At 41.0% G+C, this 20,401-nt stretch carries 24 protein-coding genes; 5 read left to right on the top strand and 19 right to left on the bottom strand.

The window, feature by feature from the left end; all coding sequences use genetic code 11:
- Window positions 1-22 precede the first annotated feature (22 nt).
- From ACOOE0_RS15360 to ACOOE0_RS15345, 4 genes are all read right to left on the bottom strand, one after another.
- Window positions 23-430 carry a thiol-disulfide oxidoreductase DCC family protein gene (locus tag ACOOE0_RS15360; protein WP_420399790.1) on the bottom strand — a complete coding sequence of 136 codons (408 nt, stop codon included), beginning with the start codon at window positions 428-430 and terminating at the stop codon, window positions 23-25.
- Window positions 431-490: 60 nt separating this feature from the next.
- Window positions 491-1,345, bottom strand: a complete 855-nt coding sequence (locus ACOOE0_RS15355; RefSeq protein WP_420399789.1) for a nuclear transport factor 2 family protein — start codon at window positions 1,343-1,345, stop codon at window positions 491-493.
- A 1-nt stretch (window position 1,346) separates the two neighbouring features.
- Window positions 1,347-1,988: a GntR family transcriptional regulator gene (locus ACOOE0_RS15350; RefSeq protein ID WP_420399788.1), complete on the bottom strand. Its 642-nt coding sequence runs from the start codon at window positions 1,986-1,988 to the stop codon at window positions 1,347-1,349.
- A gap of 213 nt (window positions 1,989-2,201) precedes the next feature.
- Window positions 2,202-2,549, bottom strand: coding sequence for a winged helix-turn-helix transcriptional regulator (locus tag ACOOE0_RS15345; protein ID WP_420399787.1), 348 nt, complete (start codon window positions 2,547-2,549; stop codon window positions 2,202-2,204).
- Window positions 2,550-2,663: 114 nt separating this feature from the next.
- On the opposite strand from ACOOE0_RS15345, the gene ACOOE0_RS15340 reads away from it, so the two are divergent.
- Together ACOOE0_RS15340 and ACOOE0_RS15335 are read left to right on the top strand one after the other, a co-directional pair.
- On the top strand, window positions 2,664-3,437 hold the full coding sequence (locus tag ACOOE0_RS15340) for a type 1 glutamine amidotransferase domain-containing protein (protein ID WP_420399786.1): 774 nt from the start codon (window positions 2,664-2,666) through the stop codon (window positions 3,435-3,437).
- A gap of 11 nt (window positions 3,438-3,448) precedes the next feature.
- Complete coding sequence (locus ACOOE0_RS15335) at window positions 3,449-4,078, top strand: NADPH-dependent F420 reductase (protein ID WP_420399785.1); 630 nt, start codon at window positions 3,449-3,451, stop codon at window positions 4,076-4,078.
- Window positions 4,079-4,313: 235 nt separating this feature from the next.
- On the opposite strand, the gene ACOOE0_RS15330 is transcribed toward ACOOE0_RS15335, so the two are convergent.
- From ACOOE0_RS15330 to ACOOE0_RS15265, 14 genes are all read right to left on the bottom strand, one after another.
- Window positions 4,314-4,916: a hypothetical protein gene (locus ACOOE0_RS15330; protein ID WP_420399784.1), complete on the bottom strand. Its 603-nt coding sequence runs from the start codon at window positions 4,914-4,916 to the stop codon at window positions 4,314-4,316.
- A gap of 65 nt (window positions 4,917-4,981) precedes the next feature.
- Window positions 4,982-6,220: an amidohydrolase family protein gene (locus ACOOE0_RS15325; protein WP_420399783.1), complete on the bottom strand. Its 1,239-nt coding sequence runs from the start codon at window positions 6,218-6,220 to the stop codon at window positions 4,982-4,984.
- 228 nt (window positions 6,221-6,448) lie between these two features.
- Window positions 6,449-7,513 (bottom strand): ribosome small subunit-dependent GTPase A, encoded by a 1,065-nt coding sequence (rsgA, locus tag ACOOE0_RS15320; RefSeq protein ID WP_420399782.1) that lies wholly within the window; start codon window positions 7,511-7,513, stop codon window positions 6,449-6,451.
- 290 nt (window positions 7,514-7,803) lie between these two features.
- Window positions 7,804-8,682, bottom strand: coding sequence for a bile acid:sodium symporter family protein (locus ACOOE0_RS15315; protein ID WP_420399781.1), 879 nt, complete (start codon window positions 8,680-8,682; stop codon window positions 7,804-7,806).
- Between the two features lie 74 nt (window positions 8,683-8,756).
- Window positions 8,757-9,545 (bottom strand): hypothetical protein, encoded by a 789-nt coding sequence (locus tag ACOOE0_RS15310; protein ID WP_420399780.1) that lies wholly within the window; start codon window positions 9,543-9,545, stop codon window positions 8,757-8,759.
- Between the two features lie 81 nt (window positions 9,546-9,626).
- The gene (locus tag ACOOE0_RS15305; RefSeq protein ID WP_420399779.1) at window positions 9,627-10,007 is read right to left on the bottom strand and encodes a DUF1428 domain-containing protein; all 381 of its coding nucleotides are present in this window, start codon (window positions 10,005-10,007) and stop codon (window positions 9,627-9,629) included.
- Window positions 10,008-10,065: 58 nt separating this feature from the next.
- Window positions 10,066-10,344, bottom strand: coding sequence for a hypothetical protein (locus tag ACOOE0_RS15300; protein ID WP_420399778.1), 279 nt, complete (start codon window positions 10,342-10,344; stop codon window positions 10,066-10,068).
- Between the two features lie 59 nt (window positions 10,345-10,403).
- Window positions 10,404-10,952, bottom strand: coding sequence for a hypothetical protein (locus ACOOE0_RS15295; protein WP_420399777.1), 549 nt, complete (start codon window positions 10,950-10,952; stop codon window positions 10,404-10,406).
- A 127-nt stretch (window positions 10,953-11,079) separates the two neighbouring features.
- Window positions 11,080-11,646, bottom strand: a complete 567-nt coding sequence (locus ACOOE0_RS15290) for an outer membrane beta-barrel protein (protein WP_420399776.1) — start codon at window positions 11,644-11,646, stop codon at window positions 11,080-11,082.
- A gap of 93 nt (window positions 11,647-11,739) precedes the next feature.
- The gene (locus ACOOE0_RS15285; protein WP_420399775.1) at window positions 11,740-12,258 is read right to left on the bottom strand and encodes a hypothetical protein; all 519 of its coding nucleotides are present in this window, start codon (window positions 12,256-12,258) and stop codon (window positions 11,740-11,742) included.
- 182 nt (window positions 12,259-12,440) lie between these two features.
- On the bottom strand, window positions 12,441-13,253 hold the full coding sequence (locus tag ACOOE0_RS15280) for an endonuclease/exonuclease/phosphatase family protein (RefSeq protein WP_420399774.1): 813 nt from the start codon (window positions 13,251-13,253) through the stop codon (window positions 12,441-12,443).
- A gap of 199 nt (window positions 13,254-13,452) precedes the next feature.
- Window positions 13,453-13,848: a lipocalin family protein gene (locus tag ACOOE0_RS15275; RefSeq protein WP_420399773.1), complete on the bottom strand. Its 396-nt coding sequence runs from the start codon at window positions 13,846-13,848 to the stop codon at window positions 13,453-13,455.
- Between the two features lie 80 nt (window positions 13,849-13,928).
- Entirely contained in the window at window positions 13,929-15,008 is a 1,080-nt protein-coding gene (locus ACOOE0_RS15270) for a serine hydrolase domain-containing protein (protein ID WP_420399772.1), read from the bottom strand.
- 73 nt (window positions 15,009-15,081) lie between these two features.
- Window positions 15,082-15,885: an AraC family transcriptional regulator gene (locus ACOOE0_RS15265; RefSeq protein ID WP_420399771.1), complete on the bottom strand. Its 804-nt coding sequence runs from the start codon at window positions 15,883-15,885 to the stop codon at window positions 15,082-15,084.
- Between the two features lie 10 nt (window positions 15,886-15,895).
- Between ACOOE0_RS15265 and ACOOE0_RS15260 the strand changes: the two genes are divergently transcribed.
- Window positions 15,896-16,153, top strand: a complete 258-nt coding sequence (locus ACOOE0_RS15260) for a hypothetical protein (RefSeq protein ID WP_420399770.1) — start codon at window positions 15,896-15,898, stop codon at window positions 16,151-16,153.
- A gap of 64 nt (window positions 16,154-16,217) precedes the next feature.
- Window positions 16,218-16,460 (top strand): hypothetical protein, encoded by a 243-nt coding sequence (locus ACOOE0_RS15255; RefSeq protein WP_420399769.1) that lies wholly within the window; start codon window positions 16,218-16,220, stop codon window positions 16,458-16,460.
- Window positions 16,461-16,472: 12 nt separating this feature from the next.
- Here the strand turns inward: ACOOE0_RS15255 and ACOOE0_RS15250 are convergent, their stop codons facing one another.
- A complete protein-coding gene (locus ACOOE0_RS15250) occupies window positions 16,473-18,359 on the bottom strand; it encodes a tetratricopeptide repeat protein (protein WP_420399768.1) in 1,887 nt (628 codons plus the stop codon).
- 308 nt (window positions 18,360-18,667) lie between these two features.
- Between ACOOE0_RS15250 and ACOOE0_RS15245 the strand changes: the two genes are divergently transcribed.
- Window positions 18,668-20,293 (top strand): thiol-activated cytolysin family protein, encoded by a 1,626-nt coding sequence (locus ACOOE0_RS15245; RefSeq protein WP_420399767.1) that lies wholly within the window; start codon window positions 18,668-18,670, stop codon window positions 20,291-20,293.
- The last annotated feature ends 108 nt before the right edge of the window (window positions 20,294-20,401 follow it).

Genomic DNA, 20,401 nt, shown 5'->3' with positions numbered 1-20,401 from the left:
GAAAACTACCACACGGAATACACTACCCCAAAAATTTAGCCTGTAATTCAGGGGTTGGAATCATGCAGGCATCCTTTCGGCCAAACCATCGATAACGATTTTTGGCAATGAGGTTGTATATCGCATCGCGGAAGACCTTCGGAATCCAAGTAAAAATAGCCAAAGCTTTCCATAGGCCTCCAAATTCCTGCCCTATGCGAAGGGCTGCATCCGATTTGACGAAATAAGCAACGCCAGGCTCTATTAAAATGATGGAATCCACTTTGGACGTATCAATACCGCGTTCAGCAATAAATTTTTCCCCAATTTCGCTTTGCAGGGCCGCATAGCGGAACACATCTTTTTTGTCCCTTTGGATGATAAATTGGACAGCTCCATTACAGAGGTTGCAAACCCCATCGAATAGGATTAGTTTTTTATTGTCTTCCACAATGCAAAGATACGATAGGCGTCAAGAACTTAAAAGAAAGAGGCAAGCTCACTCCCTTGGTTAATTTGTCGCTATACGTTCATTGGTGATTTGCCAAATACCATCGATTTTAAAAATGGTAATAAAAGAAGTACTGTTTTGCGAAGGAATGTCGATTCGGACAATGGCCAGTTTGTCGTGGTACAAATCTATGGACAGCAATTGGGTGAAATCAATTTGCTCGGTTTTTGGGTTTTGAAGTAGCGCTACTTTAGAAATAGTGGTCAACTTCCCTTCGCTGTCAATTGTTTTGGAATCCCAATCAGGATGCAGGATGTCTGAAAGAACTTGGGTATCCGCAACAGCAAGTGCTTTAAAATAAGTATGAAGAAGCATTTCCACAGCATGATAGGACTCCGAAGTAGGAGCGAGCTTGGCCGCTTCCCTTACCGGTACCCAGAGTTTGTCCATGATGGTCCACCCTTGATTCAATTTGTAAAGATAAAAGCAGGTGGAGCTTCTGCTAGGGGCCTTGTTGATTCGTACAAAGGCCAAGTTGTCATTGGCCATCCCTACATGGGCAAATACCCTTTCACTGGCATAACCAGGGTAGGGCCCATGGTCTCTGACCATGTTAACAAAATTGTTTTTATCCGCTATATGTAAAGTAGCCTCGTCAGGTGTCCCTGTATCCCTCATCTGCCATTCCGTATGGAAAACAGTTTTAAGTAAATCCGCCTTTCCCAGTTCAACACCTTCATAATACTGGGCCATTACACCATAAATTGCTGACAGGTCTTCTGAGTTCCGTATAAGATTGTCGGGATGAAAAATAAAGTTGGGGTCTAAATTTTCATTTGGGGCTTGGGGTTGCCCATGGGCATCAATGGATACAAATAAAGTAAATGCGAAGAGTAGAATTCCAAGTGGTTTCATTTTATAGGTTTGAAGGGTTGTTAGCGTAATGTTTCTCAATGAATTCGGCACTGGTTTCCCAGTTCTGTTGGAGAAGTCTGCAGGCCTTGGATTTATTTCCAACTTCCAAAGCTTGTATGATTTTTAAGTGGGTTTCACTGGATTTTTTATGGTTTTTGGAGTTCATATATTCCAATTCATAAAAGAATACCCGAATCTTCAGGTCACGAAGAATGTTTGCTGTAACCTTGTTCTCATAGTTTGAAATGAGTATTTCATGAAAGTCAAGATCAAACCGAACAGCATCTTCCTTGTTGGTCGCATGCTCAAATTTGGTTTGAATGTGCCTAAGTCTAGTGAGAAGTTCTGAATCCACTGTAGATTGTTCAAGAGCTAATTTTTCCAAAGCGTAGATAGCTGGATAAATATCTTGGGCTTCTTTAGCGCTAAGGGCAGGAACAAAAAAACCACGATTGGGAATGGTCTCCACAATACCAGCACGCGATAATTGGGACAATGCTTCCCGTATTGGAGTAACACTGACTTCCAAATCTTTGGAAATATCCACTAGGGAAAGTTTTTCCCCATTTTGTAAAGTACCACTTAGCAATTGTTCTTGAAGCCAACTACCAATTTGATCGCGCAATATTATTTTCTGAAGCATAGGTTAAAAATAATATATCGTATACGATTTTTAATCCTGTTCAATGCTATTTAACATGTTTTTTGCACTCTTGTTTATTAAAGAGGCCCCAAGCTTTGTCAATCTTCATGCCCATTCCGACAGGTTTAACCAATTTACAATAAAATAAACTAGAGGAAATGAGATTATGTTTCTGATAGTCCTTTTGGATTGGTTTACTCGATTCCCATGCCGTCATTTGTGTTTTATCCCCTCTTTTTCCATCAACTCCAGCCCATAATTTCGGATGGTTTCTATAATCGGAATGGCCGTCATGCCCTTTTTGGTTATGGAGTACTCCACTTTGGGGGGGACAACGGCATATACTTTTCTATGAATAAATCCTTCCGCTTCCAGTTGACGCAATTGGGAGGTCAACATCTTGTCGGTAATATGTGGGATATCCTTTTTGAGCTCACCAAAACGAAAGACTTTTCGTTGCAATCGCCATAATATGGGCATTTTCCAAGTCCCCCCAATTCGATCCATAGCAAACTCCACAGGGTTATAATATATCTTGTTGTTGTAGATAAAGTCCGGCATAGTTATCTGATTATCAAATTACTTTCATAAAAGTAAGTACCATTCAATATAGTAAGTATGGTTTTGTAAGCAAGTTAATAAAATAAATTTGTGAGGAACCAAAAATAAAATGCAATGAAATCGCAGATAAAAGAAGTCCATGGCTATGTGCATGCCCATGGGATGCCTTTCAAGGGAAAAATTCTAATGGTGGCTAGCAGTCCAGCTATCTCCAAACAAACGGGCTGGCCCATTGGTTTTTGGGCAGCGGAGCTAACCCACCCACTTCAGGTCTTTCAGGAAGCGGGTTATGAAGTCGATTTAGTCTCCACAGAAGGTGGTAAGATAGAAATGGATAGCTATTCCAACCCCACCGATGCAAGTGGTTACTCAGCGCATGATGTTATCTCTTTAGGTTATATGAAATCCAATGGGTTTGGGCAAATGTTGGAGAGCACACAGAAACTCACGGATGTAAATGCCAATGATTACCTAGCTATTTTTCTTGTTGGAGGACAAGGCCCCATGTATACGTTCAGAAGCAATAAGGATTTGGAACAACTATTTGTGAATTTCTACGAATCCAAGAAGCCTAGCGCAGCGGTCTGCCATTCCACCACCTTATTGTTGGAGGCCAAAATTTCGGATGGGAAGCTTTTGGTGGATGGAAAAACATGGACAGGCTTTGCCAACGCTGAGGAGGCCTATGCTGATGAGGTCGTAGGACAGAAAATTCAACCCTATTGGATAGAGGAGGAGGCAAGAAAGTTACCCAACACCCACTTTAAGGTAGCCACACCCTTTAGTTCGTATGCCATTTCGGATGGTAATCTGATTACGGGACAACAACAAAATTCGGGAGCTGCTGCTGCACGACTTGTTGTTGAGCAATTGGAAAATACACCTTAAAAAAAGAGGACATGAAACTGGCTTTTATTGGAATTGGAAATGTAGGGTTTGCTTTGGCCCATAACCTTCAACAAAGTGGGCATAAGGTTATCATTGCCCATAACAACGTAAAAAGTGAAAGTGTCCTAACAGCCCAAAACAGGAATCCGGCATTCTTGGCCCTTCCCATTCAAGAGGCAATAGATGCCGCAGAGGTGGTGTTTTTGGCTACGCCCTTCAAGTTGAATGAAGAAATCTTGAAGCCATTGGACTTTGGCAATAAAATTTTAGTTGATTGTACCAATCCTGTGGGACCGGGAATATCCCACGGACTAGAAAGTAAGGTTTCCGGTGCTGAAAAAATCCAGGAATGGGCAGCCAATGCCAGGGTAATAAAAGCTTATACCATCTACGGATTTGAGAATTTAGAAAATTCAAGATTTCCAGACTATGACCTTAAGCCTGTAATGCTCATTGCAAGCGATTACCCTAAAAGCAAAGAGCTGGTGGCATCCCTAAACGCAGACTTGGGCTTTGAGACCTTGGATGTGGGCGATTTGTCCCAATCCCTTCATCTAGAGCATATGACCCTATTATGGGTTAAAATGGTTCGGGTTAATGGACATCATCCCCATTTTACCTGGGCCTATTTGAAGCGATAATGCCCAAGTGAGTCAACTAATTCAGTTGGGATAAAATTTCCCTGACGTGCAGGTTATCTTGATAGAAAAGTGGAAGATTCAATACATTTTTGATATACAGGTACATGTACATGGGCCATGCAACCAACCAGGACAGTGAGCTGAATGTGCGGAATATATATTGAATTGGTATGTGGTAAGACCATGTGACTTTGCCCTAACTGAATTTCTATTTTAAAAATGCAAATAGGTTGCTCTAGGGGACTCCCCCACAATATTCATTGTAATTCCATACCAAGTCCTCTATATCATATTCCTTTACCCGATCACTTAAGATTATTTCCTTCACCTCTGGACAATCCTCAAAACACTCCAGCAATCTTTTTTTCCACATTTTTTTGTTCCGAGAAACTGGGCAGGGGTCAATCTGGTCTTTTCGTTTTAAGAAATAGCTGGTGGTGGCCACTTTGGTGCTCCCGCCCATCAACCCATTTCCAACTGGAGTATTGGGTGTCCAGTAGGAATCATCAATTGCATACAAGCTCAAAAAACCAGGTTCGATAACTCTATACAATCCAGGTCTGGACTCCCCGAACTTTACATATTCATAAGCTATGATTTTAAATCCATTGTCAAACTCAATCCTTCTAACTTGTTCACTGGTCCAGGTGTCCGGTTCATCCTCCAAATCCATTCGAAAGAGAATTTTGTTGTTTTTGAGGACTTTGGCGTACCCCTCAAATTCGGTACTATCCAATAGGATCAATCGAGCTTCTGTGGATTGTCCATTTACCTTGGCCGCGAGTAAAATTAGAAATAGGGTAACAAAGGATTTTAAGCTAAGGCTTTTTAAGGGCATGTTTGTGAATTGCGAAGTTTACGACTAATCGTTCCTAAAAATATACATTATCTTTTTAGGGTTCTTTAGTCAAGAATTTTGCCTTGTTTTATTTTAAGGCTAATATTTTGGTTGACATCTTCGATATCCTCCAAAGGATTTTTATCCAATACCAAGAAGCTTGCTTCATAGCCGTCCTGTAAAAAACCCACCTTTCTATAGGGAAGGGTAGTGGTCGCCGAATGCTCGCACCACATCTTGAGCAATTCCAGGTTACTGAACACCTCCAAACCATGCAATAACTGGAATTCTCCCACGGAATTGTCGTTGTACATATCGGAACCAAGGCCCATAACAACACCGGCTTCTTTCAGGATTTCCAAATTGGACCTTACATTAGCCACCAAGGCTTGGTAATTGGGTTTTTCCTTGTTTTTGGTTACCAATGAAGCGGTAGTGACCACCATGGTCCCCTGTTCGGCTGCCAGGATTGCATCCTTTGGATCAATGGGTTGGCCATTGTGGATTTCGGGCAGGTGTGCAACCTCGTCCACCCCAGAGGTAATGGCTACATGAAAATCATAGGATGTGGCCACATGTGCGCTTACACGTAGGTTACTGTCATGAGCCTTCTTTACAATGGCAGGTACCAAGTCTGGATTCAGGCCTTTTTTGCCGAAAAATGTGGTATCGTTTTTCCGTTTTTCATATTCCTCGGAATACAGTAGGTTAATTTTGATAAAATCTGGACCAAATGATAAAATTTGTTCCCATTTATTGTTCAAGTCTTGTTCTGAGTCGATAATATAATACCCATGGGATTCGATATCCTCCAAGGTCTTGAAAAGCCCATCAAAATGGCCATAGCCCAAAAAGCGTTTTCTTAAGGCAATGGGATGCCCACCCGAACCGGTCAATGGGGCATGTGCCATGGAAATATCAATGCCAGTTGGTTTGTTGTAATGGTGCATAAGGGGGTCAATTCTTTTTTTTATGGAGGATAGTAGTTTTACATAAAACACCCCATTGTCCAAATAGGAACGGATGCGTTTCTCCAGTTCATAGTCACTTTCCAGATTGTGGTTATGCGCTTCGGCAAAGGGTGGAATCACATATTGGCCTTCAAGGTCTATAATGGTATCACTTTGCACCGCTTTCTCACTAAAACTTAGGATGCCATCTTTTATCCAGACTGTTCTTTGCTCAAAATCGCTGCCATTGAACCAATAACCGTTGGATAATTGCATCTGAACTTGCCCAGGCTTACTGGGCTTACAAGAAATTATAACAGAAGTCAGCAAAAGTCCTAGGAGAAGCTTTTTCATAAGGGGTTGGTTTACCTAAGGACTAATTTAGGAAAGCAATGTGACAACTATCCATCAGGATTTAGGGATTAAATCAAGGTATTCAACAAACAAAATAGATTTGCACCTCCAAGAACAAACTCAAACCATATACCTTGGATAATTTGTTTGTTAGGTTTTCAATCAATCCATGAATATAAAGGACAAGCTGCCCCTATAAAGCACAAAACCTTACAGGAGCAGAAATTCCTATTTGTTGGACTTTTTAATACGCTTGAACTGCTTAACCATTTTGCCAAAATCCTTGTCCTTTTTTCGTTTTTCAGCAACCGTGGATTCAAAATGCACTTGCTCCCGCTTCATTTTGAGGTAGTTTTCATAAGATGACCTGTCAAGCTTTCCTCTTTCCACTGCTTGGATTACCGCACATCCCTTTTCCACGGTATGGGAGCAATCCTTGAATTGGCAATCAACTGCCAATTCCAATAAGGATCCAAAGGTCTTATCGAATCCATCTGAGACATTTGCGAGACCTACTTCCCGCATACCGGGATTGTCAATTAGGATTCCGCCTTTTTCCAAAACCACCAATTCCCTGTGGGTGGTGGTGTGCTGGCCCTTTTTGGAGGAACCACTGACCTCCCTGGTTTCCATCAATGGTTTATGGGAGAGGGCATTTACCAAGGTTGATTTCCCTACACCTGAGGATCCCAAAAGACAATAGGTGTTTCCAACTTGAATCATCTCTTTTATGTTTTCAAGACCTTTTGAAGTGGAGGCGCTAACACCAAGTACTGGAATTCTCTCAAGTCTGGTTTTAAGTAGTTCCATCAACTCGGATAGTTTAGCTTCAGTTACCAAATCAACCTTGTTCAGGATGATGATGGGCTGAATGTGCGATGCATGGCAGAGCGTGAGATAGCGTTGTGTTCGATTAACGCTAAAATCGTTATCCACGGAAAGCACGATAAAGGCATAGTCTATGTTGGTGGCAATAATTTGAACATCTCCTGAAACGCCAACAGCTTTTCTGGAGAGTACCGAGTATCTGGGTAGGATTTTATGGATGATCGCATTATTGGAATCATAAATCATTAGGGCTACCCAATCCCCAACAGCTGGAAAGTCAGCTCTACTGGATGCCGTATATCTTAAGTTTCCCGTGATTTCAGCTTCAAATTCCCCTTTTTCAGTCAATACAAGGTAGCGCTCCTTATGTTCGGTTACCACTCTTCCTATTTCGAAATCGTCAAGTCCAATTTCTAAACCTAAGCTTTGGATTTTATCGTTATATCCCAATGTTTCTAATTTCATATTGGATGTGTTTATATGATTGTAGCGCTGCCCAGATGTTCAAAAAACAGAGTAGGGGCTTGGCCCAAGGCGGCAACAATCAAAATTGTTTTGTTTGTAAAATGTAAATAGATAGTTTTCCTCAGAGGATACTCTGAAGTCGGAAGGTGACAGTCAATCAGGAGACTGACTATCTTATTTTACAATATCCAAATATGATATTTGTGTAGTAGTGGACATAAAGTCTAATGAGACCACAAAATTAGGAAATATATCTTCCCTGAAGAAATTTGAGTGCGTATTACGCATGGTTAACTGGCATCCACATCCTGTCTTTTCCCAAAATACCACATCAAAATTCCCCCTGTTATGAACATCCAAATGGAATAGGCCCCGGTTGGAATTCCCATTTCAATATTATTAAGTATGGAGGTAGCGATAACAAAGGCCAGGGTCCCGTTTTGAATACCGCTTTCTATGGTAATGGATATTACGTTCTTTAGATTTAATTTGAACAATCTGGCCGTCATGTATCCCAATCCCATGGTTGCCAAATTAAGTACCAAGGTAACAATCCCCGCCGCTTTCATGCCCTCCACCAGTTTTTCGGCATTGGCGGCCAACACCGCTATAAAGACCAGAATAAAAATCACTGTTGAGGCTATCCGCATGGGTCTTTCCATACGCTTTGCAAATTCAGTCCTACGTCTACGAATGAACATCCCAATCGAAATGGGAATAACCGTAATTCCCATGATTTGAATAATCGTATCCAAAATGGGCAGTTGAATGGCAATATCCGTTTTACCGCCGAAATAGGTCAGGGCATAGGAAATTATAAAGGGAATGGTCAAGATGCTTATAAAGCTGGCAATGGCGGTAAGGGTTACTGACAGCGCGATGTTTCCCTTGCACACCTGTGTTATTAGATTACTGGTAGGGTCTCCAGGACAGGAAGCCAGAATCATCAATCCTACAGCCGTAACCGGGTTTAGTCCAAAAATAATGGCCAGGGCGAACCCAATTAAAGGCAAAAACACCAGTTGGTTGGTTAGGCCAAGCAAAATAGCTTTGGGATATTTGATGATTCGGGTAAAATCGGCGGGAACCAAAGTCATTCCCATACCCAACATAATAATGGCAAGAGATAAGGGTAAGAATACCTTGCCCACAAGTTCGGCTGCGGTCATAGATTATTGGTTATTTGAATGTGTTAGTGGCTGCAAAAGCCATGCTTGATGGTTATTGGCTTTGAAGATACTATTTATTGGTACGTATCCAAAAAAGAGAGCACCACCTTCCATGTTTCGTCAACATTGCTGCCCACCCTGGAGGCCACCAGCATGGAAGAACCGTGGACGCCATGTTGGGGCACAAAGGTTTGATGGCCATGGGTATTGGCCAATTCCGATTGCAGTTTTGAGGTTTCTCGTTCCATCTCATGGGGAGGCCTGAGAAGTAGTAAGGGAATCTTTATGGTTTCAAAATATTCATTGGGGAGGCAATCCTTCACGGAATTGCCGGACGCAGGTGAAAAAGCCAAGACCGCACTAATATCTTGTTGCCTGCTGTTGGCCAATTGAATGCCAAGCGATGCACTGTAACTGCTTCCCCAAACAATTTTATCTCCCGTAAACCCTGAGGTTATGACAAAATCCAATGCACTCTCTAGATTATTGTAAGCATCGCAGTACCCGTATCCGTCACCGAAACCGTTAGTGGGAATGTTGGCAAGGGTTCGGTTGTAACTCCCATAAAATTGTCCGCCCACACGTTGGTCTATGGCCAAAATGTTGTAGCCCTTTTCAATTAGTTTTGGGATGATGGGCGCATATTCACCCCTTGCATTGGATCCTCCTTGATGGAAGAGCAGAATGGTTTTCCCTTGTTTGTCCAATTCATACAGATCACCAAAGATTTGGATGCTGTCGGGGGTATAAAAGCTGATTTCCTTGCTGAGTTCAGGTTCTGATATCGGTTCTTGTTTTGGCTCTTTTTTGCAGGAACCCAACAATAGCAATATCCCAATACAGGCGATGGATAAATTTCTCATGATCTATTCTGTTTTGATGATGCTATACAAGATACAACTAAACAGCATAAAGCAGAGCGACTTTGGAAATTGGATTTTAACCTATCTGTTTGATTGAACCAAGGGTTTAAATCCACCATAGACCATTCTACTGGCGTCAAAAATCAATTTTTCAGGATTAACCAATGGTGTAACCAGTTCTGCCATCCTTGGATCCAAGGGTACTTTGGTGTTGGCAAGGTCCCGCACCGCTTTGGATGGAAAAACCACCCAGCCCAATACAACTTCCTCGTCTTCTTTGGTGGCCACAGCTTCCATAAAAGACCTGGTGCCTTCCAAGTTCATGTCATCCCCAACAAATTCAAAGTAGGCTATGGCACCATACTCTTTCCAAATTTGAGCCACTTTTTCAGCCACTTTCTGGTATTCTGCTAAATGAATTTTAGCAATTGGAAAAACGAAGCCATCTATATAATTGGTCATAGTTTTTTGTGTTTTTGTGTTTGCGAATTGGGTGATGCCAAATATTGTCACTGTCTATTCAAAGATGAGCTAGTTGCCCTATCAGGAAGGCAATAGCAATCAATAGCACTTCCAACAACAACCCTTTTTTTATGGACCATTGGGTACTAAATACGTTTACTCCCACAATGGTACCAAGTATCCCTATAAAGATAAAGGAGAACAACATCCAATCGGGACTTTTGTTGAAAAAGCGTAAATCGGAATAATGGAATTGATAAAACAGTTTGGCCTCCATCCAGATAAGACGGAGATTGAACAGGATTATCAAAACACCTATAAGTTTGTTCCATTTCATCCTTTTTTATTTTGAAAATGGCCGTGCAGTCGAAGCCACATTTAAATGTTCTTGTTTTCCTAACACCTACTTTTATATTGTTCCAGTGCTCTTTTTAGCTGCAAAGCTCCGCTAGCCGTCATGCCCATATCCAATTTTATTTCTTCTGAGTTACAGAATTCCTGGAATTTGGCAAATTTGGCGTAGTTGAAACGTGCTGTTTCAGAGTGACCAGGCATGGTGTCAAGAATGGATTTGAGTATTTTATCATCCTTTACCACATATTTAATTTTGAACGTTCTTGGCTTTCGTTCCAGTATCGAATCCATAAAATGATACGTTTGTTCAACTGTGGTGACCGTATCCTTGGAACTTTTTAGGGATAGCAGATTGGACTTGGAGTTCATTATTTTTCGCCACGCCATGAAATCTTTGAGTTGATTCAAATTCTCAATTTCCACTGATTCATCAATAAATACTTCTTGGTAGTCCGAATCCAAGAATTGGAATGCCCCTTCAAAATTGTAATTGTTGGATGCCTGCAAATAGTTCCTTACCAATTGCTCGGTTTCTGTGGAATAACTGGAAATACCTAAAACCAGGAACAAAACGATACCGTAGCTCTTCATACTTTTTTAATTGTTAAGCAGGTTTAAATACATCTAAGCTTCCTCATATCATGGCCTTTTGCTCTCCTCAATATACCTATTCTATTTCGTTTCGATGCTTGTTGTACTAGGTATTACGGTCTTGGTACTATTTATTTTTCAAAGGAATTGAAAGTCCAACGGCAAAAGCGCCAACATACTGTTCCACGTCTGGTTGAAAATAATACATAAGACCTAAATCAACACTGTTTTTTGGTCCCAATAGGAGTCCAACCGAAAAGGGAATGTGGTATACAATCCCTTCTCTTCTGATATTGGTAAAGCCGGTATACGTAACAAAGTTGCCTATTGAGGTTCCTATACCAATTTCAGCATAGGGAGATACCCAAGGGATGGGCGCTCTCAGTCTTGCTTTGGCGCCTACAAGAAAGGCTCTGCTTTCTGTTCCCTCGTTTGTTGGGTTGCCGTTGAGGTCTTCCATGCCCGCCCTGGTCAATATTAAACCGAGGTACCCTTTGGTCTGCAGCCAAGAAGTGATATTGCCCCCATACTCTCCTTGTACAAAAAAGCCATCATCTACAACCTCGTCAACACTGTGATAAGGTGCACTAAGGCCGTAGCCAATTTGGGCATTGATAAATCTGGATCGGTCATTTTGAGCTTTTGCAAAGGTGGTCAATAGCAATAAGGGTAGCAGGGTAATGATGTTTTTCATTGAGGTTAAGTTGATGTTGATTTTTGGTTGTTGTTTCTTACAATAATTTAGATAAACGATGCACAAGATAAAATCTTGTGGGAGATGGGAAGTTTAAATTTTTGATTCAAGGAACCCAACAATCGTATTAAAATCTTTATTACCGACTTCCTTCTCCCCAATTACTAGAATCTTACCCTCTTTTTGATTCACTATCATTAAAACATTTCTTTCTATAACTTTAAAACCTTCAAATTCTGACCAGGGAGTATTTGACTCACTTAGTTCATCTTTATAAAAAAGGCTATTGGGTCTAAACTCAAAAATGCCTTTTTTCAAGATTTCTCTCTTTGAATCCAACTCTTGATGGATTACACCTAAAACTGTTGATTTTCTCAACAGGTAAGATTTCTTATCACGATAAGATTGATATAAAAAAACAGGCCCTATTATAATGGGAAGTCCACCAAAGTCCACATCAAACTGAAGCAATAGGATACCAACTAGGATCAAGAAAACTCCAATGGTAATATTCCTTTTTATCTTTATACGGAGTCCAGAATAAATTACAGGAATTACCAATCTAATTTGATTCAGGTATGTTTTTTCCTCAAATGGTATTTCGAATTTCAAATTGGATATGGTGTAATTACTTGCTTGACTTACCGAATGTACAGCTTTAAAAGACTCGTTGCAAGATACACCTGCGCTGAGCTTGTCGAAGTGATCTTGTGGGAGCGGAGACGTTTATTAGTCTAAAGTCTAAAGTCTTGATTCTTGCCTCTTGGTTCTCGACTGCGCTCGAACTGACATAGTTAATTTTTGAAGGCGAACTCTGCCATCACTGGATAATGATCGGACAATCCGTGTGTCTCCTCTTGGTTAAAGATTTTAAAGTCGGTACAGGAATTTCCCAGCTCTGGGTTAGCCAATATGTAGTCAATTCGCACCCTGTTTTCCGCAATGGATTTGTCGGTATGGTTGTATTTTCCAATTAGGGCAGGAGCGGGGAAGGTGTGGCCTTGGGTAAACAAGTCGACCTTGTTCAAAGCCAAATCCACTGCCGGGCAGGCCAGAAATTCGGCAATTACCGAGTAGTCAAAATTCCCTTTCCTTAGATTGGAGTGTTCGGCATCGGTAGTTTTGGGACGGTATTTTTCCCGAAGCACATCATTTTTTTCCAAGGCTTGGGCATCAAAGGGGGAGGTGGCATTAAAATCCCCAAGAATAATAAAGTTATCGGGCTGGCTTTCTTGTATGAGTTGGGTTATCATTTGGGCTTCGCGAAGTCTAAACTCGGCATCGGCAGGGGAGAGGTGGACGACGTAAAAGTCTATCCCATAAGTCTGGCAGTGCAACAGGCCATGCCAAAATCCTTCTGTTTTTCGTTCCTTGAGCTGAATAGGTTGGTTTGAGGTAAGTGCCGTTGGGTAGCCTTCCGTTTTCAACAATTGCACATACGGATGTCCCCATTGCATTGCGTCCTCTTTGAGCATCTCCTCCGTATAGCCACATAATTCCTGTAGGGCCAAGACATCTGGTTTTTTGCTCTTGATCCAATCGATACATTGAGCCTTTCTCTCCGTGTCCTTTCCCCACTCAAAGCCGTTCCAGATGTTATAACTCATCACTTTAAGGGTTTGTACTTTGCCTGGATCCTGCTGCGAAAAACAGCTGAAGGACAGCAAAAATATCAAGAGGATGGACAGAAATGTAGTTGGGTTACGGTGCATAGGGTTGGGTATAAAGTTAGCCTAAGGGCTATTCCCGACTAAGATCGTTTAATTAAATCGTTCAGCCAAGTGCTGCTAAAAAAGCGAGTGTTACCTAATCCAACTTCTGGAATTTCTGCGAATACCCTTCATTGGATATAAAATCCAAAACCAAGATTTCATCTTCCCATTGAATATAGATTTTTGCTATGTTGGGGTTTTCACAGTTGGTGGTAATAGTCAAGTCTTCAAGACTAAACTTGCCAGTAGTTCTAACTTCTTCGGAATAGGGTTCGCACAAGGAGGTATTGGTGGTAATAGTGCCATCACTTTTAAACTGAATGGTCTTCTCGCTTTCCACGGAACGAAACTCCGCGCTACCGCCCCCCGGATTGGCCTTGATTTGAATCAGTTTCCAGGTTCCCACGATATCGCTATCTGCATAAATGTCGTCATTGCTACAGGAAAAAACCAAAGCGATCACAAAAGTTAGAGCCGCCATCTTTTTCATAAGGTTGATTTCATTTTAGATGCGGCCCTTAGTTATGGTTGCGTACCTCGGGAATAGCCTGGCTACTGAGTTTAGCTATTTTATTGCTGGTCGGTCAATACAGGAACGATGTACTCATTTACCAACTCGTCCGTGTAGTTATGCGCATTTCTGTTGCCGTAGTTGGTAGTTGTAATGACCATGACCGCGTCCAAATCGGGAATGGCCAACAGTTTCTGCCCTCCGTTCCCTGACATATGGTAAGAGTAATACTGCTGATTTTCACCAAAACTTCTTAGCCAAAACAAGTAGCCGTATTCCACTCCATCCCTTACCCTAACTTTGGGCGTGGTAGCCTTTTGTAGCCAGGTAGCCGGAATGATTTCTTGACCATTCCATACCCCTTTATTTAAGCAAAGTTGAATAAGTTTCAATAGATCCCTGCTTTTGTATTCGCTTCCCCCTGCGGTATTTAAAACCCCTTCGGGAGTATAATGCAAGACATAATCTTCAAATCCCAATGGATTTAAAAGATTTTGCTTGGCAAATTGGTCTGCAGGCATGCCCACCGCACGCTGTACTATGTCAGCCATGGCAGCGGCCCCTGCCGAACAGTAACTGAAAGCCCTTCCATAGGGTTGGTCTTCGGGTTTCGGCTCAAAGGGGTATGCTCTAACGGGCAAGTCCACTAAAAAGCCGGTCCAGTCCTCGATAATGTACATACGTTCTTCATTGCCCCTGGAGAAACTATTAAAATCATTGCACTCCAATATGGAACTCATACTGAGCAAATCTTCTAGGGTAATCCCCGACTTACGGTCATCCGGGTTTTTCACTGGGGTCTTGTGTCCAAGATATTTGAATATTTTATCCTTTTCGGATTGGATGTACCCCTGTTTAATGGCAATCCCAGTAAGCAGGGTAGCCATGGTCTTGGTAGCAGAGCGGGTGTTGTGTTTCGAATTTGAATCTGCGCCGTTGTAATAATTTTCAAAAAGGAGTTCGCCATTTTGGGCAACCAAAACACTGGTTATTCGTTCGTATTTTCCAGATTTAATGGTGCTGTCCATTTTGGACCAAAGCGGATGGGAAGTTCCACGGGGAGAAGTTAAATCCAACTGTGAACAAGCGTTTTGGATTGAGAACAGGTAAACAAAAAAGACTACAATTAGTTTATTCATGATTTGATTGTTTTTTGAGTCATCCAAAGTACCGTGGAATTTGACATCAAAATAGAACAGATTTAACATGGGGTCAAATCATCTGTTTCCGAAAAGCGCTGGGAGTGTTGTTCATATAGGTTTTAAAAGTTCGGGTAAAATGGCTTTGGTCCGAAAAACCTAACAGGTATGTAATTGCTGTCAACGAATTGGACGGATCCAACAAAAGCGGGATGGCTTTTTTGATTTTCTGTTGTCTTATATATTCTCCAAGACTCATGGACAGATATTTTGAGGCCGCTCTAGAGATATGTACCGGATGGATATTTAGCTCAGAAGATAAATAATCAAGACTGAGCGAGGAACTGTCGTAATGCAGTAATTCTTTTAAGCCATCTACCCATATGGGATTGTCCTGGGTGTTTATTTCTTTTTGGTTACCTAAAGCTTCACAGATTTGAAGCAATAAAACCTCAACAGACACCTCACTATAGTCATCTGAAAGTAAGAATTCGCGATATAATCTGGCGAACAGAACATGTAAATGAGGATTTTCAATGAGTTGGCTACCCTCCAATAAGTGCAATGGGATTCCATTTTTTTTGAGCCAATCCACCTCAAACTCCAGATGGAACCCACTGGCTTTGTCGGAATGTTTTGACCCATAATGGGGTTCTTGCCAATTGTTGAACATTAGGCTACCCGAAGGGCAGAGCGTTTGCACTCTGGTATTGCTATCCTTCATGTTCCCTTGCAGCACATACATAAAGTATGGGTTTTCATGGTAATGCCAGTCCGTTTTGTCTCCTGTGTAGGTATACTGCGATAACAAAACCCCATTAAAGGACACTTCTGAATTTGGACTTCCGTAATATTTTCCCTTGGTTAGAATTTTCATTTGCTAGAGCATGCAGACAACGAAAACTATCTTGTCCCGATTTATGAGCTATGTCCGCCGTGAACGAATTTCGTTTAATTTTCATTCAAAATCAAGAGGTATTGTTCATGGGCGATTAAGAAACCATAAGGAAGCAGTGGATAGTTATAAAGTATTCAAAAAACTGGTCAAATCCATTTCCTTGTCCAGTTCCAGTTTCTTTTTTAAACGGTATATGGACTTCAGAATACCATCGGGTATTACATTTTACGGAAAAAGATTCAGATAAATTCGGAAAACTAGTAAGAATAACCTTATAAATTGATATATTCAGGCAGTTAAAAACTTCAAAAATGAAAAAACTATTTTATTTGTCGGCCATGGCTTTTGTCTTTACTTCGTTTGTAGCTTGTACAACGGAAAGTGTGGAAGAGGTGGAAAATCTTCAGGTTTTGGAGGTTCAAACATCTTCTTCAACTACCAACGGTTCTTCAAGGCCAAATTCAATGAGAAGTAGTGGTTCCTCATCGCGACCTATGAGCGCACAAAGTAATGTCAGCTACAATAGCAGGGTGCAAACCATGAAAAGTGATTAAAGAGATTCGTTCTTAAAGGGTATTTAAAAAACTGCTTAAGTCCATTTCCTTTTTCAATTCTAATTTCTTTTTTAATCGGTATTTGGATTTAAGTATACTGTCCGGAAGTACATTTAGCGTAGCTGCAATCTCTTTAGTGGTCAAATTCATGCGTAAAAAGGCTGCCAACCGGATTTCTTTTTCCGAAATATCGGGGTAGAGTGTCTTAAGTTTTTGGTCGAAGTCGTTATGGACTTCAGAGAAATAAGATTTAAACACTTCCCAATCTTTGTCTGAGGCATTCTGTTTTTTGAGTAGCATGACAATACGTCGGAACTCCACTTTGAATTTCTCGGGGGAATTTTTAAGGTTTTCCAGGTTCTCTTTCAGCTCCTGGATAAATGTGTTTTTTTGCACCAGATGCAAGGTCTGGCTGGCCAGTTCTTTTTTCTTGTGCGCAATCTCCTGCTTGTATATTTCCTCTTGTTTTTCCCTTGCTATTTTATTTTTCTTAATACGTTGCCTATACCCAAAGACAGATAATCCAAACAAGGCTAGGGCAGAAGCCATACCTCCGGCATAAAGTCCTTTGGTAAGTTTGTCCACTTTGGCTTTCTCATTCAGGGTGTTTATTTCCTCTTCCTGTAATGCGATTTCGGCTTCCTTCTTTTCTGTTTCGTAGATTGTCTCCAATTCTTCAATAGCTTTTGTTTTCTCTATGGAGAACAAACTATCTTTAATCCTTTGGGAAGCGGAATAGTCTTCAAAAGCAGATTTATAGTTACCGGCATTCAAGTGCACTTTGGATCTATAATCCAGTGCATGTTTTAGTTCGTTGGAAATCTTGAGAGAATCTGCCAACTTTACGGACTTGTCCAAATACTCAATTGCTACTTGATTATTGCCCAAAAGGGAATGAGTGAGTCCTATATGGTATAGTTCGAGCACATAGTTTATAGAAGACATATCATAGGTGTCAATCTCAGCTCCTCTTTCGAAGTATGATAGGGCTTTTTGATAGTTTCCATTTTCTCTTTGGGCAAATCCGATGTTGAAAAGGGCATGGGCGGTAGCCGTCGGAAAATTAAATTCATTACCTATATCATAACTATCATTAAAATATTCAATAGCCTTGTCATAATCCTTAAGGTAGATATACACATTACCTATATCATTGAGAACATGTGCACTATATAGATTGTCTGATACTTCTTGATAAATCTCATAGGCATTCATGAAATTTACTAATGCCTGGTCGAAATCTTTCTGCTGATAGTTCAGTTTGCCAATATTTCTGTATACATCGCCCCTCCTATATATTTCTCTATCAATGGTATCTAATACTTCAAGGGCCTTTTTGAACTCATTCATAGCATTTAAGTACTGCCCAAGCTCATAGTAATTATTGCCGTTATTATTAATAGAAACACCATACCTTAGAAAATCTTTATTATCTAGTGAAATCTTTGCTACAGAGTCCATTAATCTTATGGCCTCCCGATAATTACCTTTATCACCAGCGATGATCGATAGGTTCGAAAGTGCACCCGTTACATTAGCTTTGAGGTTATATTGATATGCTAGATCAAGTGTTTTTTGATAGTAGAGGGTTGCCGAATCCATTTTTTTAAGGGTGAAATAGTGCCCCCCTAAACTGAAATTTCCAATAATCATACCTAAAGGATATGAATTTTCCTTGGAGAGTGAGATTATATTCTGGGCATAACGTTTGCTCTTATCGGAATCAAAATAGCTGGCAGTTTCATAAATCTGTTCCAAAACTGAAATTTTAGAAGGTACATCCTTTAAACTTGAAAGCACCTTGGTTAAACTATCAATTCTTTCTTGTCCTTGAAGCTGGGAAAAAACCAAAATTGGGAAGGTTAGCACTGACAATAAAAGTGAAATGCGTTTTTTCATAGGAGGTTGATTACTTTTCTAATATACCCATTATATCCCTTGCCTATACATTGGTTTCCATGTATCAAAAACTGCTTGTCCATAAAAAGTCCATGTTTTGTTTGTTAGATTTTGAATTGCGAAAGCTTGTCAAGTATTGATTTTATTGGGCTTAACACGGACATCTATCATTTTCGATTTTTACGCTGTCCATACCCATTTTAATGCAAATCCATAGGTGCTGTCCATACTTTGTCCATGCCCAAAATTAGGCTTGACCTTATTTCACAGATAATTTCGAAGCGTTGAATCCTTAAAACCAAGAAATTATGAAAACAAATCACCCCCTATTAAAAGTTGGAATGTTAATCATCCTTTTAGGCATGTCCTTTTCAATTTTTGTTGCGTGCAGCAAGGACAGCACGGATCCACCCATTACAGATGACGAAGTAGTCACGGATGACGATGATGTTAATCCTGTTGACATTAATTCGGAACTGGCAAGCTTACAAGCCTTTTCCCAACCGGCCGAAATTGCTACACCAGAGCTTTTGGACGAAGAAGACCCTACCCGGGATGTGGACTATGAATGTGTTGTAAAACATTATAAAGCTGCTCCAGGCTTTGATGAGATGCTCTCTTTGGATCCATCAACCGATGTAATCTACCCAGGAGCCATGCTTAAAGGCGAATCCATACCAACGGGTGAGTATATTGGCATCAATGGAGGCCGAGCGCCAATTACCCTCTCCGTTTCCCTTGAGAATATCGATGGTTCACCATCAATAGAAATAGAAGACCCTGATTTGGATGGTGTGCGAGATGGAATAAATGAATTACTGGGTCAGGGAGTGACCGGAGCTACACCTGCAGAATTGAATTTTACCATAGAGGAGGTCTATTCGGAGGAGCATTTGGATATCGCCTTGGGCGCCAATTATCGAAGCAAAAATAAAGACGTTTCCGCTTCTTTCGATTTTGCAAGCTCTGAGTATAGATACAAATACGTGGTCAAGTTTTTCCAAGAATACTACACAATTGATATGACCTTGCCACCCAATGATGACCCAGGTTCCCTTTTCACGGAATTACCCGATTTAAACAGCACAAGTCCTGTTATTGTTACTTCGGCCATGTATGGTAGAATGGTATTGTACACAGTAGAATCCAGTTACTCTTATTTAGAGGTGAAATCAGCATTTGCACTATCCTTTAGCCAAGGACAGTCTTCTGGAGACGGCGGAATCGATGTGGATTATGAAGAAATTATCAGCAATTCTAAGGTAGACGCTTTGGTAATTGGTGGTTCGGCAGAAGATGCTGTAGGTGTTATAACTGGACCTTCAGGGGTATACAGTTATATCATCAACGGTGGTAATTATTCCAAAGATTCCCCAGGTAAGCTTTTGGCCTATAAGCTAAGATACATTAAGAAAGATATGCCGGTTGCAAGGGTTGTTCTGGCATCGGAATATCCTGTTCGTAATTGCGAACAAGCATGGTTTAAATATGAAGTAAAGATTGAGGAAATCGCACGTGTGGACGGATTTGCCCAAAAAGAGATTTACGGGGAGATCACCGCCGGTGTTAGGAAAAGCGGAAGCAGTAGCTATACCGGAAGTTCCGCGTCGTGGTCGGAAAGTTGGGGAGATGCCAAAGATGTATCGCCAAGTGACCCTCATACGGTTAACAAATCTGCAACCATCGAATTGTACAAACCCAATTTGGCGCAGGACGAAGTCTATTTGTATGCGCACTTAAAGGATATGAACACCATTGGATTTGATGATTTGGGTGATGACAGCTCGTCGATAGATTTGGAGGACATAGGTTTTACTACCGTGAACTTGGGTACAGACGAACCGGAGACCAAAAAATCGTATACCCACTATCTCGATTCTTTTGAGGACGATATGAAGGTAACCTTTACGCTCAAGCGAATAGCATACGATTAGAATCCATATGCAGCTGGCCGCTCAGGTTGGGTTCAACAACTTGATGCCGGCTGTTTTCATTTGTCATTCCGCACTTGATGCGGAATCCATAAAAAAGATTCCTGCTTT

It is taken from the genome of Flagellimonas sp., assembly GCF_965215805.1.
Lineage (GTDB): Bacteria > Bacteroidota > Bacteroidia > Flavobacteriales > Flavobacteriaceae > Flagellimonas.
Note: the sequence above shows the minus strand (reverse complement) of the source record. Positions and strands in the feature narration are given on the sequence as shown.

What these genes read in the sequence shown, in the direction of transcription:
- ACOOE0_RS15355 (WP_420399789.1), bottom strand. Translation starts at nt 1,345, where the DNA reads ATGAAACCACTTGGAATTCTACTCTTCGCATTTACTTTATTTGTATCC.
- ACOOE0_RS15350 (WP_420399788.1), bottom strand. Translation starts at nt 1,988, where the DNA reads ATGCTTCAGAAAATAATATTGCGCGATCAAATTGGTAGTTGGCTTCAA.
- ACOOE0_RS15345 (WP_420399787.1), bottom strand. Translation starts at nt 2,549, where the DNA reads ATGCCGGACTTTATCTACAACAACAAGATATATTATAACCCTGTGGAG.
- ACOOE0_RS15340 (WP_420399786.1), top strand. Translation starts at nt 2,664, where the DNA reads ATGAAATCGCAGATAAAAGAAGTCCATGGCTATGTGCATGCCCATGGG.
- ACOOE0_RS15335 (WP_420399785.1), top strand. Translation starts at nt 3,449, where the DNA reads ATGAAACTGGCTTTTATTGGAATTGGAAATGTAGGGTTTGCTTTGGCC.
- ACOOE0_RS15330 (WP_420399784.1), bottom strand. Translation starts at nt 4,916, where the DNA reads ATGCCCTTAAAAAGCCTTAGCTTAAAATCCTTTGTTACCCTATTTCTA.
- ACOOE0_RS15325 (WP_420399783.1), bottom strand. Translation starts at nt 6,220, where the DNA reads ATGAAAAAGCTTCTCCTAGGACTTTTGCTGACTTCTGTTATAATTTCT.
- rsgA (WP_420399782.1), bottom strand. Translation starts at nt 7,513, where the DNA reads ATGAAATTAGAAACATTGGGATATAACGATAAAATCCAAAGCTTAGGT.
- ACOOE0_RS15315 (WP_420399781.1), bottom strand. Translation starts at nt 8,682, where the DNA reads ATGACCGCAGCCGAACTTGTGGGCAAGGTATTCTTACCCTTATCTCTT.
- ACOOE0_RS15310 (WP_420399780.1), bottom strand. Translation starts at nt 9,545, where the DNA reads ATGAGAAATTTATCCATCGCCTGTATTGGGATATTGCTATTGTTGGGT.
- ACOOE0_RS15305 (WP_420399779.1), bottom strand. Translation starts at nt 10,007, where the DNA reads ATGACCAATTATATAGATGGCTTCGTTTTTCCAATTGCTAAAATTCAT.
- ACOOE0_RS15300 (WP_420399778.1), bottom strand. Translation starts at nt 10,344, where the DNA reads ATGAAATGGAACAAACTTATAGGTGTTTTGATAATCCTGTTCAATCTC.
- ACOOE0_RS15295 (WP_420399777.1), bottom strand. Translation starts at nt 10,952, where the DNA reads ATGAAGAGCTACGGTATCGTTTTGTTCCTGGTTTTAGGTATTTCCAGT.
- ACOOE0_RS15290 (WP_420399776.1), bottom strand. Translation starts at nt 11,646, where the DNA reads ATGAAAAACATCATTACCCTGCTACCCTTATTGCTATTGACCACCTTT.
- ACOOE0_RS15280 (WP_420399774.1), bottom strand. Translation starts at nt 13,253, where the DNA reads ATGAGTTATAACATCTGGAACGGCTTTGAGTGGGGAAAGGACACGGAG.
- ACOOE0_RS15275 (WP_420399773.1), bottom strand. Translation starts at nt 13,848, where the DNA reads ATGAAAAAGATGGCGGCTCTAACTTTTGTGATCGCTTTGGTTTTTTCC.
- ACOOE0_RS15270 (WP_420399772.1), bottom strand. Translation starts at nt 15,008, where the DNA reads ATGAATAAACTAATTGTAGTCTTTTTTGTTTACCTGTTCTCAATCCAA.
- ACOOE0_RS15265 (WP_420399771.1), bottom strand. Translation starts at nt 15,885, where the DNA reads ATGAAAATTCTAACCAAGGGAAAATATTACGGAAGTCCAAATTCAGAA.
- ACOOE0_RS15260 (WP_420399770.1), top strand. Translation starts at nt 15,896, where the DNA reads ATGCAGACAACGAAAACTATCTTGTCCCGATTTATGAGCTATGTCCGC.
- ACOOE0_RS15255 (WP_420399769.1), top strand. Translation starts at nt 16,218, where the DNA reads ATGAAAAAACTATTTTATTTGTCGGCCATGGCTTTTGTCTTTACTTCG.
- ACOOE0_RS15250 (WP_420399768.1), bottom strand. Translation starts at nt 18,359, where the DNA reads ATGAAAAAACGCATTTCACTTTTATTGTCAGTGCTAACCTTCCCAATT.
- ACOOE0_RS15245 (WP_420399767.1), top strand. Translation starts at nt 18,668, where the DNA reads ATGAAAACAAATCACCCCCTATTAAAAGTTGGAATGTTAATCATCCTT.